Below are 13,828 nucleotides of genomic sequence, written 5' to 3'. Positions count from 1 at the left end.
TATCCAGGGTTTCTCAGTTGAGTAGAAATAATTCAAGGTCCGTCCCTCTAGAAAAGAAAAGAGGAAATTAATGTCAATAAAGTATTGGTCTCAGATAGGTGTTGGTTTGTTGGTTTTTGGGTTCACGGCATTGTTTTCCTGGTATGAAGGGAGTGCGCTGTTGGATAATCCTTGGGAGTGGAGGTATTCAACACCGTTCAGTGAGATGGTTCACGGAACCGACTTAACGCAGGATCAGATAGTGGATCTTGATTTCTTTGTGTACGCTGCCAAGTTTTCCCCGTTGTTCCCAAGCTTCATGATTATGAGTGCCAGTTATCTTTTGGTTCTCCTTGGATACAGGTTTCTTAAACATCGTCGATTTACAATATTTCTGACATTGTTTGGTATGGTTTTTCTTTTGATGAGTGCTTTTATTGCATCATCTCCCACAACTGGAGGGAACATTCTTGTTTGGCTATTTGTCTTAATAGGACTCTTATTGTTCATTCTCGCCTTTCTTTTTAACCGCTCTCCTTCTCTACGAATAAAGGAGCATTCCAACCAAACATGATAAAAGGGGAGAGAACTTAATGAAGTGTGTGATACTGTTCAGTAAGTATAGAAAGATGAAAATTCTTTAATAATACACTCTTTATACCATTTTACATAAAACCATAACGTTTAACTGTACGGTTTACCTTAAATAAAGTATACTACTCTAGAGGTGATGTCCTTGGGAAGTTGTATCGAATAGGAGAACTATCAAAACACAGTCAAGTGTCCAAGAGGACGATTGATTATTATACAAAAATAGGTTTATTGGAATGTGATCGATCACGTAATAATTATCGGTACTATCACGAAGATGCGTTAGCTGACTTAAAGATGATTGAACAATGTCAGCAGATGAAAATGACATTACATGAAATCAAAGATCGAATAACGTTAATGAAATCTGAGGATGTAGATCCCTCTATTTTAGAAAAACAAGTAGACCATATTCGAAATGAAATGGATCATTTGCATAACGAGTTACATGAGGTCCTACAGGCTATGGAAGCCCTAGGTGATGACGAACGAAAACGCATGTTAAAACAAGTATCCCCACAGGCTTTGGCCTTATTCCAAACATTAATGGTTTTTTCTGGTTAATCCAGCATAATAGATAAACAACTACAGGAGAGTGACTTTTTTTTGGACGATATACCACTGAATTCATTAGTATTATTAGGAGCATTAATACTTTTATCTGCCTTTTTTTCATCGGCGGAAACGGCTTACTCAAGCGTGAATAAGATTAGACTTAAGAACTTTGTAAGTGAGGGAAGAAGAGGGAGCATTAAAGCTCATTATATTGCCGAAAACTTTGATAAAGCACTGTCTACGATATTAGTTGGAAACAACATCGTGAACATTGCCGCAGCCAGTATTTCAGCAAAGCTTGCGACAGATATTTTCGGAGGTAACACGGGTCTTGTCATCAGTACTTTTGTCATGACTTTATTAATTCTGATTTTTGGTGAAATCCTGCCTAAATCATTGGCAAAAGAAAATGCTGAAACCTATTCTTTGACGATATCAGGCGTTCTCTTTTTCTTAATTAAAGTTCTTACACCGATTAACTTCTTTTTTATCAAACTAAAAGAGTTGGTATCGAAGTTCTTCTCTAAAAATCACGAGATGCCGTCTGTCACAGAGGAAGAATTAAAAGTGATGCTTGATATTAGTGAAGAAGAAGGAGTCATCGATAAAGAAGAAAGAGAATTGATTCACCGCTCGATGGACTTTGATGATATCCTTGCAACTGAGGTTTTGACACCCCGGATCGATGTCAAGGCTGTTGAAGTGAATCAACCGATTGAAGAAATTAAGGAAATGTTCTTTGAAGAGCGATTTTCTCGAATTCCGGTTTACGAGGATCATATTGATAATGTGATAGGAATTCTTTCAGAGAAAGAGTTCTTTACTCATTTGATCAAATTCGGTGAAGTAAACATCCGGGAATTGATTCGGGAACCAATGTTTATATTTGAATCTGTCAAAATCTCAACTCTTCTTACTAAGCTTCAAAAGAACAATGTGCATATGGCCATTGTAGTGGATGAATTTGGTGGAACAACCGGAATCATCACCCTTGAAGATATCCTGGAAGAGATTGTAGGGGAAATCTGGGATGAGCAAGATGAGAAAACTCATTCCATGAGGAAAATCAGTGAAAAAGAATATCAATTCGATTCCCAATATCAATTGGATGAATTTACAGAGTTACTCGATGTACCAGAGCCTGAAAGTTCTTACCATACAATCGGTGGATGGGTCGTAGAAAGCTTTGAAGACCTTCCATCAGAAGGCGACAGCTTCGACTATGAAAACTTGAAAGTTAGCGTAGAAGAGGTGGATAATCGTCGGGTACGTACGATTAAAGTGGAAATACTAGAAGAAAAAACCGAAGATATTGTTCAATAAGCAGGAAATAACAGGCTCATCATTGCCTGTTATTTTTTTGATTCATTATTGATAGAAGGAGGCGGCTGTTATATGCATGAGACAGAAACAAGAGAAGCTCTTTTAATGGAGCTGGAAGTTGTAAACAAATGGGCAGAAGACCAAAAAGGGCTATGGTTTTGGGAGAAGCTGGGGCGCATTCCCTTTATGATCCTTGACCGGATCACTCCTCAAATGGTGCATAACAAGATTGGACAAGCACTGGATGAATTAGGAAGCTACATACAAAAGGGCGGAAGTTACCTTACAAGCGAGAAAGAAGTCGTTAAGCGATTTACTAAGAGAACAGCCAATCCTCATTTAACAGTAGGAGATATCGCAAAGCTGCCCATTGCTGATATGGATGAAGTAAGCGAAGGGATAGTGGGTATGAGGAAAAAGGTTGCGATGACCCAGGGGGCGACGACCGGAATCGGTGGCTTCCTGACTCTAAGCATTGATATACCTTTCATCCTCGGCATATCCCTTAAGACCCTTCAGGAAATCGCAATAAGTTACGGATACGACCCAAATGATCAACAGGAGCGTATTTTCATTATTAAATGCTTACAATTCGTTTCTTCAGATATTGTCGGGAAGCAAGCGATCCTTCAGGAACTATCGGACTTCAACAATAAGGATATGCAGAAGAGAGAACAAACTCTTTCCCAGCTACAAGGCTGGAGGGAAGTGATGACCAGCTTCCGTGACAACTTCGGCTGGAAAAAACTATTCCAAATGATTCCCATCGCAGGAATCTTGTTCGGCTCCTTCATCAACAAATCCATGATCTCAGACATAGGCGAAACCGGTCGTATGCTCTACCGAAAAAGACGGATTTTGGAGAAACTGGAAGAGGGACGGACCTCTGAAATTTAAATATTCTGAAGAAAAGGCTATATATCAATCTTTATTAATGATGAATGCTGATCAGAGGTCCGTCCCTCTGATCTTTTTTTCACTCTCATTCTTTCGGGAAAATTCATATAAATGGACGAAATTAATGAATCCAGAACCAGATTTCCTAAAAATCATTAACCAGTAAAACAAAAAGGACCTCCAATCGGAAGTCCCTTTCAATTATTCCTCTTCGCTCTTATCTTTATTAAACCAAAGTGGTTCATCATTATCCACTTCGCCATTATAGTTAATGAGCAATTCTTCGCCAGCTTGAATGTCTTTGTAGGCATAAAAGTCGAAGGTATGGTTATCAAAATTTATCTCGTAAGTTGTATTAGGCGTATAAGAATGATTAAACAACATTCCATAACCTAATAGAAGTGCTGTATGGTTGATTCCGTATTCAAATACATAATCCGCCAGGAACGTTTTCTCAATATGTTCATGTTCCTCATTGGGATAAGGTATGACTGGTGCTTCATGAACCAGCTCTCCTTTGGCTATATCTCTTTTTGCAAAAACGCCGCGATTAAGATCACCGTCACTAAGGGACGATATTTTCACTTCGATCATTATGCCACCTTCTTTCTAAATCCTTTAACTTAGTAAGCTTGACACGAACTGGATAGAAAAGCAACATCCAATCTTTATTGTAGCATGCCTAATTAAAACAAATCCCCAAAAAACCCTTTAATGCTACGTGCACTGCGTACTAGCCAACTAGCCTTCTCTACTGACTCAGCGGCATAAATGTCCACTTTATTAGAAGGATGTTTTTTATCGATAATATACTCATTCTTTTCCGGGGTTTCGAGCATCATTTCTCCAATCTTTTCTCCTTTTTCAATTGGAGCTTGAAGTGTACCATCATCATTAAGCTTATCTTCTTCTAATGTGATTGAAGCTTTCACTTTATTCTTCTCTTCTTTTGTTACTCGAATGGACAACGGCTTGTCTAGCTTGATGGTAACCGATTGTTCCTTACCATCTGGAACATCCAACGTGTGCTCCTTTTTCTTTTCAATATCATTCAAATCATATTTAACCGTCTCAAACTCATCAAACCCATAATCCAGAAGTTCTGTCGTTTGAATAAATCGCTCTGCACTGCTGGGCTGCCCATATTCATCTTTGGCATCTAAAATGACTGAAATATATCGTACCCCATCCCGCTCCGCAGTCCCGGTAAAAGTGGAACCTGCAAAAGGTGTCGTACCTGTCTTCAATCCATCTGCACCTTTGTAATAAAAAGATTTGTCTTTTAATAGGCCGTTTGTATTTTTCATAAGGAGTTCTTCATCTGTCCCAGGTCTGAAAACTTTGGAAGAGAGGGCCGATGTTTCTAATACTTCCGGAAAATCACGAATGAGGTAATACGCCAAAGTAGCCATATCCTCAGCCGATACCATGTTTTCATCATTCACACCGGTTCCTTTTGGAAACATGCCGAGCATATCGTAGTTACTTAGTCCGGAAGAATTAACAAATTGATAATTTTCAAAGCCGAGTTCCTTCGCCTTTGCATTCATCCGCTTTACAAATTCACCTTCGGAACCTGCTACAACTTCGGAAAGAGCAATTGATGCACCATTTCCAGATTTGATCACCATGGCATCATACAGTTCTCTTACCATATACTCTTCGTCCGCTCTTAAGGGGACATTGCTCAATCCGGGAGCGTTCGCTAATTGATAGACTTTGTCGCTTACTTTATAGGTTTGATCCCATTTAATCTTTCCTTTTTCAATGGCTTCTAACACAAGGTATTCTGTCATCATTTTCGTCATGCTGGCAATTCCGAGGAGCTGATCTTCATGTTCCTTATACACAATCTTACCTGTATCTGCTTCCACTAAAATCGCAGCATCTGCATTTATATCTAATTTCGTCTTACCATGCGCCGTTTGTTGAAAAGGCGTCATGGCCATAAGGGATATCATCAAAACCGACAGGCTTTGCTTTACCGTATTCTTTTTCAAATCAGTACCTCCAAAAAACAATTTTACGCAACCAAATTATTTTACCATACAAGCCTCCCAAACACCCCAAATCAACACAACCTTTTCAAATCGTTCATATTATTGTAAATAATTGTTTCGTGCAAAAAAGTAAAATGTTACCATAATAAGAGGGACGGACCTTCATTTAACCCAGGGAATAAATGTGTCGCATTCTTTTGTTAAATGAAGGTCCGTCCCTAAACTGACAAAGGGATGGAACTGTATGGTGAGAAGAGTGTGGCAGGTATGTTTTGAGTTGGGGTTGATTTTGGTTGGGATTGTATTGGTCAGTGCCACGTCTGCGCTGTTTGAGGGTCAGTCGTTTTCAATATTTCGTTTTTTCGTCGCGTTGATGGATGTCGGGGAAGAGCTTCTTACACCGCAAGCGATCGTGTACGAAAACCCGAGTTCGGGGGTAGAAAGAAGTTTGTTTCCCATTATTTTTTTAGCTTATTGGAGCAGTATCAGGATCTTTTTTCTGGCTCTGGGTATTTCCATATTGCTTTCTACGATATTATTAATCGGTTATTATTCTTTGGGGGAATATTTCAGGAAAGGTATTCAGGCAGTTGGTTTTTTACTGGGGGGGCTACCCGATCTTTTCGTGATCGCTCTTTTTCAATTGGGAATCGTCTGGTATTTTAAACAGACCGGAATCTTGATCATCGACGTGGCATCAGTAGGTGAAAACCAGGTGATTATGCTACCAGCTATCACACTATGTATACTTCCTACATTTTTCTTTTTCACCAACATGATTGTCTTCTTAAAGGATGAGGAAGGTAAGCCCTATGTAGAATTGGCTAAAAGCAAAGGACTTGGGAGGTTTACTATACTTTTCAGCCATACGATTCGAAATGTGTTGGTCAGTTTAACCTATCACGGCAAACAAATCGTTTGGATGATGCTTTCGAATCTACTTATTTTGGAATATCTGTTTAATGTATTTGGTGTCACATCATTCTTATTTTCCTACAATCAGCCGTCCATCTTTGCGATAACTTCCATTTTACTGTTCATTCCTCTCTATCTGGTGCTAAAAAGCCTCCAAGGACTCATAGGGAAGAAAATAGGGAAGGAGATGAGCCTATGAAATCGAATCGGTATGATTGGATGAGCTTCATTGGTTTTTCAAGTATACTCATTATTCTTCTATCTTGGAGTCTGGTCTACAATCTCTCAAATGAGGAAATTTCACAGACTCTCATTTTGTTCAATGACGAAGGGAAAGTCATTGGAGATTCACCATTCCCGCCTTCCATGCAATTTCCGTTTGGAACAGATCGAGATGGGTATCATATGACCGATAAAGTCATTCAAGGCGCACAATATACATTAGGTGCAGCCATCACGATATCATTTCTTAGTTTTACTTTGGCTTTCCTATTTGGAATTGCAGGAGGATTCACTAAAAGCAGGCTTAGAGTCATCACACAGAAGGTATTTACATCACTTTATTTCATTCCACAATCGATTATTGCTTATAACATTCTTCACCCTTTTCTGTGGGAGCCTATGGAAGGATTTCAGACATCGCTAGTAGAAAGAATGGTCGTTGAAATCGTCGTTCTGGCCATCATCGTCACTCCTACGACCGCCATATTGATCGCAAATGAAGCTGAACAGATTCTTCAAGAGGAATTCATCTTTTCCTCAAGGGTCCTTGGTGCACGTTCCTTCTACATATTTTATAAGCATCTTATGCCCCATCTTAAGAACCGGCTATTTGTCATTTATCCTAAAATTGTGATACAAGTCCTTCTGATCATTGCTCACTTGGGGTTTTTCACTTTGTATTTCGGAGGAACAGATATCTGCTATCAGCCATTTTGCCATCCGCCGAGGCCATTCGTCCAGGAGTGGTCAGGATTGATGGGAACAAATTACTCAGAATTATACAATGCGTGGTGGATATTTCTCGTGCCGATGATCTGTTTCGCCCTCACCATTCTCTTGCTGAATGGAATCGCTCATTCATTAGAGAGAATCATGGAGAGAAATGTTTCAAGAAGGAATTCAATAGTCGTTCAAAAGGAGAACGAGAGAAATAAACCAGTGGAATTGAATGAAGAAAGTTTTACATTAATGGAGCTGCGTAAATGATGCTACCATAATTGCATCATTTTATAGTCCACTGCACTTTGGAAAATAACACCTTGTAGCAAGACTACCGATCTGGTAAAATCATCTAAAAAGTTTGGAGAGATATTATGATTACATATCCATTACTAAATAAAAACGCAACCATAGGTGTGACCGCTCCTTCATCAGGAGTACCCTCGGAACTACATGACATTCTCAAGCAGTCGATCAAAAAAATGGAGAGCAAAGGCTACTCCGTTCAGTGCGGAGATACCATATGGACGCAGAATAAAGCTAAATCTTCCTCAGCTCAAAAAAGGGCCACAGAATTGAACCAAATGCTGCAGGACGAAAAAATCTCCCTAATCACCCCACCATGGGGCGGTCAACTACTCATAGAAATCCTTGACCTCATTGACTATGAAAATATCAAACTGAAATGGCTGCTGGGTTATTCCGACACGAGTGTGCTATTACTGGCACTTACATTAAAAACCGGAATCGCCACTGCACATGGAACCAATCTTGTTGATTTAAGAGGGGAATTCTCCGATCCAACGACGGCACAATGGGAATCCGTTCTCTCAACGAAAGTAGGATCATCTGTAATTCAATATTCATCCCAACACTATCAAAAAGAATGGAATCACGACCAGCCTTCCCCCACAGTCTTTCACTTGAATGAGCCAACTATTTGGAAAACTGTAGGAAATCAAGATGTAAAGGTCAATGGCCGTCTACTCGGAGGCTGCATAGATGTCATCAGGCACTTGGTCGGAACGCCTTACGGAAATATAGCAAATTTTAGAGAGAAGCATATAAAGAATGAACCCATCCTCTGGTATTTTGAAAACTGTGAATTAAACACCGCTGATCTGCGCCGTTCACTTGTACAGATGAAATTAGCCGGCTGGTTCGACCATTCTTCCAGTATTCTGTTTGGAAGAAGTGCCGCCAACACTCCTGTTGGTGATTATGTGGTTGAAGATGTCTACCAGGAACTATCAGACGAGCTGCAGATTCCAATCGTGTATGATATAGACTGTGGGCATCAGCCTCCTCAAGTTACTTTCATCAATGGAGCACATGGAGAGGTAGAAGTATCAGGTGGAAAAGGGAAAGTCATTCAAACATTCAAATAAATAATAAAAAAAACGTCCTATTGCCAGGACGTTTTTTCTGCTTATTTCTTTGAAACATTATAACGCCTTTCATTCAACATCCACATGATGTATCCCCATACCCATCCGCCTGCTGCACAGCATACCATTAAAAGGAGAAGGTAGTCTCCCATCACTACATACAGAATCCCTGAAATTACCAATCCGGTAATCAACGACCCATATACAACTGAAAAGAACCACTTCCCCTTTTCCCGGATGATTTCCCAACGTTTCCAGTAGGTGCCATCCTGCTCCCTGCTATTGATAAAGAAAACACAGGCATTCATAAAAAAGATAAGGCTGATGACCAAATACATGTAGGCTTTCGGATCTAACCAAAACACTAGAAAATTAATCATAGAAGTGAAGGAGAACATGATATATATAAGTTTATTTTGTTTTATTTTTTCCATTTCAGAACCCCCGTTCTTCTGTATTATATCAATTCACTTCCGGAAGCCCAACAAAATCCAGCTTAATAAAGGAAAATCCCGCCATTTTCTAGAAGTCTATTGAGTAACAGAATTCAGCTAAGGAGTTTTTATTAATGAAAGCAAATGTAATGACCATTCGGAATAAGGGAATCCATGTCGAAACCCATGGTTCTAAGGAGAGTCCCGCCTTACTATACTTGCACGGTGGCCCTGGTGAAAGTTGCTACGATTTCTCTTTTCACCAAAGTGGACGATTAGGGAAACATTTTTATCTTGTGGCAATCGACCAAAGAGGTGTATGCCGTTCAGAAGCCATTCAAGAGAATGAAGAGTTTGGTTTTCAGGACCTTGTAGATGATTGTGAAGCACTCAGAAAAGAATTAGGAATCGATAAATGGTCTGTACTAGGGCACTCCTTTGGAGGGTTTCTGGCTCTTGCATATGTCTCCCAGTATCCTGAATCCATCGAGAAAGTCATTTTCGAATGTCCTACCTTCGATTTCACCCTTACATCTAAAGGACTGCTAAAAAAAACCGCTCAGTTATTCGGAAAATACAATCAGTCAGGGTTGCAAGAGAAGGCCATGAATTTGGCTGATGATCACCTTACTCCAAGAGATTTTACAGAAATCTATATGAAGCTTAGTGATGAACTTGGAGAACACCGTATGCAAATTTATACGCATAATTTTGATAATCCTACTGACTATTATGCATCTTACACTGAGAAAGAATGGGACGCCCTATACGATCGTTCAGATCATCACTATCATCTTCTCCGTGAAGAGGGCGTCATTTTTACTAGTCTGTTAGATAGAATCAAGCTAATAGAAAAACCGATGCTTCTTCTAACAGGAGAATACGATCCCGTTACATGCGAAAAACACGTAGAAATATTTAAGAAAAATGCAGCAAATGGGGAGATCATTCATTTTAAACACAGTGGTCATACACCCCATTACGAGGAAGCCGACCGCTTTAAACAGGTGCTCATGGATTATCTATTAGTTAAAAACCGTCCATTATCATGAAAAGAGCAAAAAGAATTCACATCATAGGCTCCGTCGCAAGCGGGAAATCCACACTTGCTCGCCAGCTTTCAAGTGAAAGAGGGATACCCTATTATGAACTTGATAATGTGATGTGGAGAAGAAAACCCGATGGAGATATTAGAAATACAGAAGCCCAACGAAGAGACCTACTTACCCCTATACTGAATCGGGAATCATGGATCGTTGAAGGCGTCCATTATCAGGAATGGATGTTCAAATGTCTGGAAGAGGCAGAGCTTATCATCTTTCTTGATACACCAAAATGGAAGCGGAACTACAGGATATTCAAGCGCTATATTGAAGAGAGATATGGATTCAAGGAAGGGAACTACAAGCAAACCTTAACGATGCTAAGAAAAATGTATGGATGGAGTCGCCACTACGAAGAGAAAGAAAAGCCAAACGTCATGCGAATTCTCGATCCATATCAAGATAAAGTCAACATTCAAAAAGGATAAAGGAGCAATCAACTTGTTTACCTATAAACTAAACGACGAATTAGAATTAAGAATTCTAGATATCCAGGATGCTGAAAGGATCCATGAATTGACTGATCAGTCCAGATCCTATCTGCGTGAATGGCTACCATGGGTGGATTACTCAAAATCGGTTGAAGATTCAAAGGAATTTATTAAAGGTACACGTTTAGGCTTCGCGAATAATAAGAGCTTAACTACCGGCATCATGTATCAAAATGAATTAGTAGGGGTAGCAGGATTCAACGAACTTGATTGGTCAAATCAAGTAGCCATCATTGGCTATTGGCTAGGGGAGGGCTACCAAGGAAAAGGGATTATGACGACAGTTGCGAAGGGACTAACGAAATACGCATTTGAATATTGTAAAATGAATAAAGTCGAAATAACCGCTGCAGAATTCAACCATCGCAGTCGGGCAATTCCGGAACGTCTTGGTTTCAAGGAAGAAGGGAAGCTGAGGCAAAGAGAACGGATTAACGATCATTTTGTGGATCATATTGTATACGGGATGATCGCAGACGAGTGGAAGAAGTCTTGAAACAGACTCCGCAAGAACCACTAAAGGAATTGATCTCCTGGGTTGAAGACATTAAACATAAAAACGGGAGTTCTGCTGCAGCCCTTTATATTATAAAAGATAATCAGGTCGTTTTGGAGCATTATAGCGGCAGGCACTCCCATGAAAAAAATGCTCCTCAAATAACAGAAAAGTCTCAATTCAATGTTGCCTCTGCCCGTAAAAGCTATTTAGGCCTTACGGTTGCCTACGCTTTACATGATAAATATATCTCAAGTCTGGATGATCCCATCACTCAGTACTTTCCTGAGTTTGATAAAGATCTGTATAAAGCCACAACGATCCGTCATCTTGTGACTCATTCCCACGGACTCGATTCTGACGAACAAGGATACATATTTCGGAAATTCAAGCCAGGTAGCAGTTGGGCATACCGTAACGTGGGTGTGGACATTATGACAAAATTAATTCACCGACTATATCGAAAAGGGTTCCCGCAGCTGTTGAATGAGAGGGTTTTTACACCCATGGGGTTTAGTGAAACGGGATGGAGAACGGAACAGAAAGAAAATCTTGTACCTGTCATCGACCGCATTGATAAACCTGCACTCCCTGGAATCGGTAGAGTTTCAGATGGTACGGAGAAGAATTTATTTGTATCTCCCAGGGAATTTGCTCTATGGGGGCAGCTACATGTTCAGAAAGGCATGATGAATGGAAGACAAATCGTCCCCTCTAAAGTGATTGAGACTGCCACCACCATTCAAAATGTTTCGTATTCTAATTACTCCCATCCTGGGAACGGTCTTTTTTGGTACGTTCAAGATATTCCCCGAACTAAAAGTGAATTGGGGGATAGGGTACCTTCAGGATCCTATCAAATATTAGGGGTCACCGGTCCAACGATCCTAGTTATTCCTGCTTATAATGTGGTGGTGGCAAAGATGTATAACAAGCGATACAACTATGGAGGGGACCAATACCTTTATTATTTACGAGAGTTTAGTAACAAAGTGGCAGACCTATTTTCCTGAAGAATGGTTAATCAATAGACCGAGGAATGAATTACCAAATATTTGGTAACACTAATATCTATATTATGAGTAGGGCTATGGGGGGATCCCGTGTTTCATATTGTAGTCATTGCAGTGATAATTCTCAGTTCATTGAAGTGGGGATCCTGGAATAGATGGAGAGAATTTCTGCCCACCATCTATTACTTTAGTTTTTTCAATATGTTTTATCAGTATATCAGTTACACAATGAAGGCGGTTTGGGAATTAGATGGATTTTTCATCAATATGTTTGTGACGGATTCTCTTTACACGATGATCGCTTATCCTTGCCTTGTGGTTCTATTTCTAAGCCACTACCCAGAAGAAATCAGGATGAAACTCCTCTATTACCTGAAGTATATAGCTACCGCCACATTGATCGAATGGGCAGCGGGAAAAATGGATTCCATTGAATATTTCGAAGGCTGGAACCTGTGGTGGACCATACTGTTTTATTTTATTATGTTTCCCATGCTGCGCCTTCACTACAGAAATCCTGTTAGGGCACTGATGCTATCAATATTCGTCATTGGTTTCTTACTTATTAGCTTTGATTATCATGTACTATGAAAAAACGGTGAATCCACATCTTGGGACTCACCGTTTTGCAATGTGAAAATAGTTATAAGAACAAAACCATCAATTCTTCATCGAAATATTCATCGTTATATTTCAATGCCCGCTTTTCTGTCCCGTAAGGCTTGAATCCACAAGAATGATAGAGCCCCTTCGCTGTCTCATTGGTTGTGACAACTGTAATCATGACTTGTTCAATCCCATCCTCGGCTTTAGCTTGAGTGATGGCAGCTTGAAGCAGCCCTCTTGCGAACCCTTTCCCTCGATGTACAGGGTCAACATACATGGCAAAAATAGAAGCTTTATGTTTCATTTTTAAAGCTCCTTCACGTACAAGGGTCACCGCTCCGACTAGTTTCCCGTCATTAAAGCAACCAAACGTGTAGCTGCCCTTCTGTACAAGTCTCTCTGCTGTCATTTGAATTGGATTAATACGGGCAATTGCTTCTTCATAGCTGCTGCCGAAGCTTGAAGGACTCTGCTGCAGCATTTCTAACCTAAGCTTCCAATAAGCTTCGGCATGTATTTCATTGAGCAATTGAATTTCCATTATTTTCTGACCTTCTTTCTGTTACATGATATGATGAGAGGAGCATTAATTTTAGCTATTCAAACAGAATTCGACACTAAAGGTGGAAACCCTTTAAATTGGAGGTATATAAAATGGAAGATTGTCTCGGCTGCCGTCTTGCAAATGAAAAGGAGAAAGCATTTATTATATACGAAAATGATCACGTGTCCTGCTTTTTGGACCATGTTCCGCATCACCCAGGACATACACTGATTCTCCCCAAACGACACAAAGTGGAGGTAACGGAATTTAATGAAGAAGAAAGCATCTCCGTAATGAAGGCTTCACAACTAGTAGCACAAGCCATTCAGGCTCTATATGAACCAAATGGCATTACCGTCTGTCAGAATGGAGGCATATACAACGAATTAACTCATTATCATATGCATGTTATCCCTCGTAATGAGGAAGCGGAAAGATTCGGAAACTTATTCTTTGGTGAGGCCGAAGTTGAAACATACAGTGAATCCCTGGAAGAAACCCAGAAGAAAATGAAAACCTACATAGACAGATTACTAGAATAGGAGCATATA

17 protein-coding genes are annotated in these 13,828 nt (G+C 39.9%); 13 read left to right on the top strand and 4 right to left on the bottom strand.

Annotated elements, in window-relative coordinates; all coding sequences use genetic code 11:
• Nucleotides 1-70 precede the first annotated feature (70 nt).
• The 4 genes from ACQKFO_RS04755 (at nt 71) to ACQKFO_RS04740 (ending at nt 3,345) form a co-directional block, all read left to right on the top strand.
• Nucleotides 71-553, top strand: coding sequence for a YjdJ family protein (locus ACQKFO_RS04755; protein WP_427597155.1), 483 nt, complete (start codon nt 71-73; stop codon nt 551-553).
• Between the two features lie 170 nt (nt 554-723).
• Entirely contained in the window at nt 724-1,134 is a 411-nt protein-coding gene (locus ACQKFO_RS04750) for a MerR family transcriptional regulator (protein WP_427597154.1), read from the top strand.
• Nucleotides 1,135-1,176: 42 nt separating this feature from the next.
• On the top strand, nt 1,177-2,448 hold the full coding sequence (locus ACQKFO_RS04745) for a hemolysin family protein (protein ID WP_427597153.1): 1,272 nt from the start codon (nt 1,177-1,179) through the stop codon (nt 2,446-2,448).
• 72 nt (nt 2,449-2,520) lie between these two features.
• Nucleotides 2,521-3,345 (top strand): EcsC family protein, encoded by an 825-nt coding sequence (locus tag ACQKFO_RS04740; RefSeq protein ID WP_427597152.1) that lies wholly within the window; start codon nt 2,521-2,523, stop codon nt 3,343-3,345.
• 201 nt (nt 3,346-3,546) lie between these two features.
• Here the strand turns inward: ACQKFO_RS04740 and ACQKFO_RS04735 are convergent, their stop codons facing one another.
• Both ACQKFO_RS04735 and ACQKFO_RS04730 read right to left on the bottom strand, forming a co-directional pair.
• A complete protein-coding gene (locus ACQKFO_RS04735; protein WP_149155824.1) occupies nt 3,547-3,939 on the bottom strand; it encodes an SET domain-containing protein in 393 nt (130 codons plus the stop codon).
• A gap of 92 nt (nt 3,940-4,031) precedes the next feature.
• Complete coding sequence (locus tag ACQKFO_RS04730) at nt 4,032-5,345, bottom strand: D-alanyl-D-alanine carboxypeptidase family protein (RefSeq protein ID WP_427597151.1); 1,314 nt, start codon at nt 5,343-5,345, stop codon at nt 4,032-4,034.
• Nucleotides 5,346-5,589: 244 nt separating this feature from the next.
• Between ACQKFO_RS04730 and ACQKFO_RS04725 the strand changes: the two genes are divergently transcribed.
• From ACQKFO_RS04725 to ACQKFO_RS04715, 3 genes are all read left to right on the top strand, one after another.
• The gene (locus ACQKFO_RS04725) at nt 5,590-6,459 is read left to right on the top strand and encodes an ABC transporter permease subunit (protein ID WP_427597150.1); all 870 of its coding nucleotides are present in this window, start codon (nt 5,590-5,592) and stop codon (nt 6,457-6,459) included.
• Nucleotides 6,456-7,469, top strand: a complete 1,014-nt coding sequence (locus tag ACQKFO_RS04720; RefSeq protein WP_427597149.1) for an ABC transporter permease — start codon at nt 6,456-6,458, stop codon at nt 7,467-7,469. The genes ACQKFO_RS04725 and ACQKFO_RS04720 overlap by 4 nt, the downstream gene beginning before the upstream one ends.
• A 107-nt stretch (nt 7,470-7,576) precedes the next feature.
• Nucleotides 7,577-8,590 (top strand): S66 family peptidase, encoded by a 1,014-nt coding sequence (locus tag ACQKFO_RS04715; RefSeq protein WP_427597148.1) that lies wholly within the window; start codon nt 7,577-7,579, stop codon nt 8,588-8,590.
• Between the two features lie 41 nt (nt 8,591-8,631).
• On the opposite strand, the gene ACQKFO_RS04710 is transcribed toward ACQKFO_RS04715, so the two are convergent.
• Nucleotides 8,632-9,024, bottom strand: coding sequence for a hypothetical protein (locus ACQKFO_RS04710; RefSeq protein WP_427597147.1), 393 nt, complete (start codon nt 9,022-9,024; stop codon nt 8,632-8,634).
• Nucleotides 9,025-9,158: 134 nt separating this feature from the next.
• Here ACQKFO_RS04710 and ACQKFO_RS04705 point away from each other — a divergent pair, with 134 nt between their 5' ends.
• From ACQKFO_RS04705 to ACQKFO_RS04685, 5 genes are all read left to right on the top strand, one after another.
• Nucleotides 9,159-10,076, top strand: coding sequence for an alpha/beta fold hydrolase (locus tag ACQKFO_RS04705; RefSeq protein WP_427597146.1), 918 nt, complete (start codon nt 9,159-9,161; stop codon nt 10,074-10,076).
• Entirely contained in the window at nt 10,073-10,555 is a 483-nt protein-coding gene (locus tag ACQKFO_RS04700) for a DNA topology modulation protein FlaR (RefSeq protein WP_427597145.1), read from the top strand. Before ACQKFO_RS04705 ends, ACQKFO_RS04700 begins: the two co-directional genes overlap by 4 nt.
• Before the next feature lie 13 nt (nt 10,556-10,568).
• Nucleotides 10,569-11,114, top strand: a complete 546-nt coding sequence (locus ACQKFO_RS04695) for a GNAT family N-acetyltransferase (RefSeq protein WP_427597144.1) — start codon at nt 10,569-10,571, stop codon at nt 11,112-11,114.
• Nucleotides 11,099-12,127, top strand: a complete 1,029-nt coding sequence (locus ACQKFO_RS04690; RefSeq protein ID WP_427597143.1) for a serine hydrolase domain-containing protein — start codon at nt 11,099-11,101, stop codon at nt 12,125-12,127. Before ACQKFO_RS04695 ends, ACQKFO_RS04690 begins: the two co-directional genes overlap by 16 nt.
• A 90-nt stretch (nt 12,128-12,217) precedes the next feature.
• A complete protein-coding gene (locus ACQKFO_RS04685; RefSeq protein WP_427597142.1) occupies nt 12,218-12,718 on the top strand; it encodes a CBO0543 family protein in 501 nt (166 codons plus the stop codon).
• Between the two features lie 52 nt (nt 12,719-12,770).
• Here ACQKFO_RS04685 and ACQKFO_RS04680 read toward each other — a convergent pair whose 3' ends face one another.
• Nucleotides 12,771-13,274: an N-acetyltransferase family protein gene (locus ACQKFO_RS04680; RefSeq protein WP_427597141.1), complete on the bottom strand. Its 504-nt coding sequence runs from the start codon at nt 13,272-13,274 to the stop codon at nt 12,771-12,773.
• Between the two features lie 113 nt (nt 13,275-13,387).
• On the opposite strand from ACQKFO_RS04680, the gene ACQKFO_RS04675 reads away from it, so the two are divergent.
• Nucleotides 13,388-13,819 carry an HIT family protein gene (locus tag ACQKFO_RS04675; protein WP_427597140.1) on the top strand — a complete coding sequence of 144 codons (432 nt, stop codon included), beginning with the start codon at nt 13,388-13,390 and terminating at the stop codon, nt 13,817-13,819.
• The last annotated feature ends 9 nt before the right edge of the window (nt 13,820-13,828 follow it).

Source organism: Rossellomorea sp. NPDC071047 (genome assembly GCF_050270195.1).
Taxonomy (GTDB): domain Bacteria; phylum Bacillota; class Bacilli; order Bacillales; family Bacillaceae_B; genus Rossellomorea.
Note: the sequence above shows the minus strand (reverse complement) of the source record. Positions and strands in the feature narration are given on the sequence as shown.

Excerpts from the sequence above, each read along its gene's own strand:
- ACQKFO_RS04705 (WP_427597146.1), top strand. The coding sequence starts at position 9,159 with ATGAAAGCAAATGTAATGACCATTCGGAATAAGGGAATCCATGTCGAA.
- ACQKFO_RS04720 (WP_427597149.1), top strand. The coding sequence starts at position 6,456 with ATGAAATCGAATCGGTATGATTGGATGAGCTTCATTGGTTTTTCAAGT.
- ACQKFO_RS04675 (WP_427597140.1), top strand. The coding sequence starts at position 13,388 with ATGGAAGATTGTCTCGGCTGCCGTCTTGCAAATGAAAAGGAGAAAGCA.
- ACQKFO_RS04715 (WP_427597148.1), top strand. The coding sequence starts at position 7,577 with ATGATTACATATCCATTACTAAATAAAAACGCAACCATAGGTGTGACC.
- ACQKFO_RS04710 (WP_427597147.1), bottom strand. The coding sequence starts at position 9,024 with ATGGAAAAAATAAAACAAAATAAACTTATATATATCATGTTCTCCTTC.
- ACQKFO_RS04735 (WP_149155824.1), bottom strand. The coding sequence starts at position 3,939 with ATGATCGAAGTGAAAATATCGTCCCTTAGTGACGGTGATCTTAATCGC.
- ACQKFO_RS04700 (WP_427597145.1), top strand. The coding sequence starts at position 10,073 with ATGAAAAGAGCAAAAAGAATTCACATCATAGGCTCCGTCGCAAGCGGG.
- ACQKFO_RS04725 (WP_427597150.1), top strand. The coding sequence starts at position 5,590 with ATGGTGAGAAGAGTGTGGCAGGTATGTTTTGAGTTGGGGTTGATTTTG.
- ACQKFO_RS04740 (WP_427597152.1), top strand. The coding sequence starts at position 2,521 with ATGCATGAGACAGAAACAAGAGAAGCTCTTTTAATGGAGCTGGAAGTT.
- ACQKFO_RS04755 (WP_427597155.1), top strand. The coding sequence starts at position 71 with ATGTCAATAAAGTATTGGTCTCAGATAGGTGTTGGTTTGTTGGTTTTT.
- ACQKFO_RS04680 (WP_427597141.1), bottom strand. The coding sequence starts at position 13,274 with ATGGAAATTCAATTGCTCAATGAAATACATGCCGAAGCTTATTGGAAG.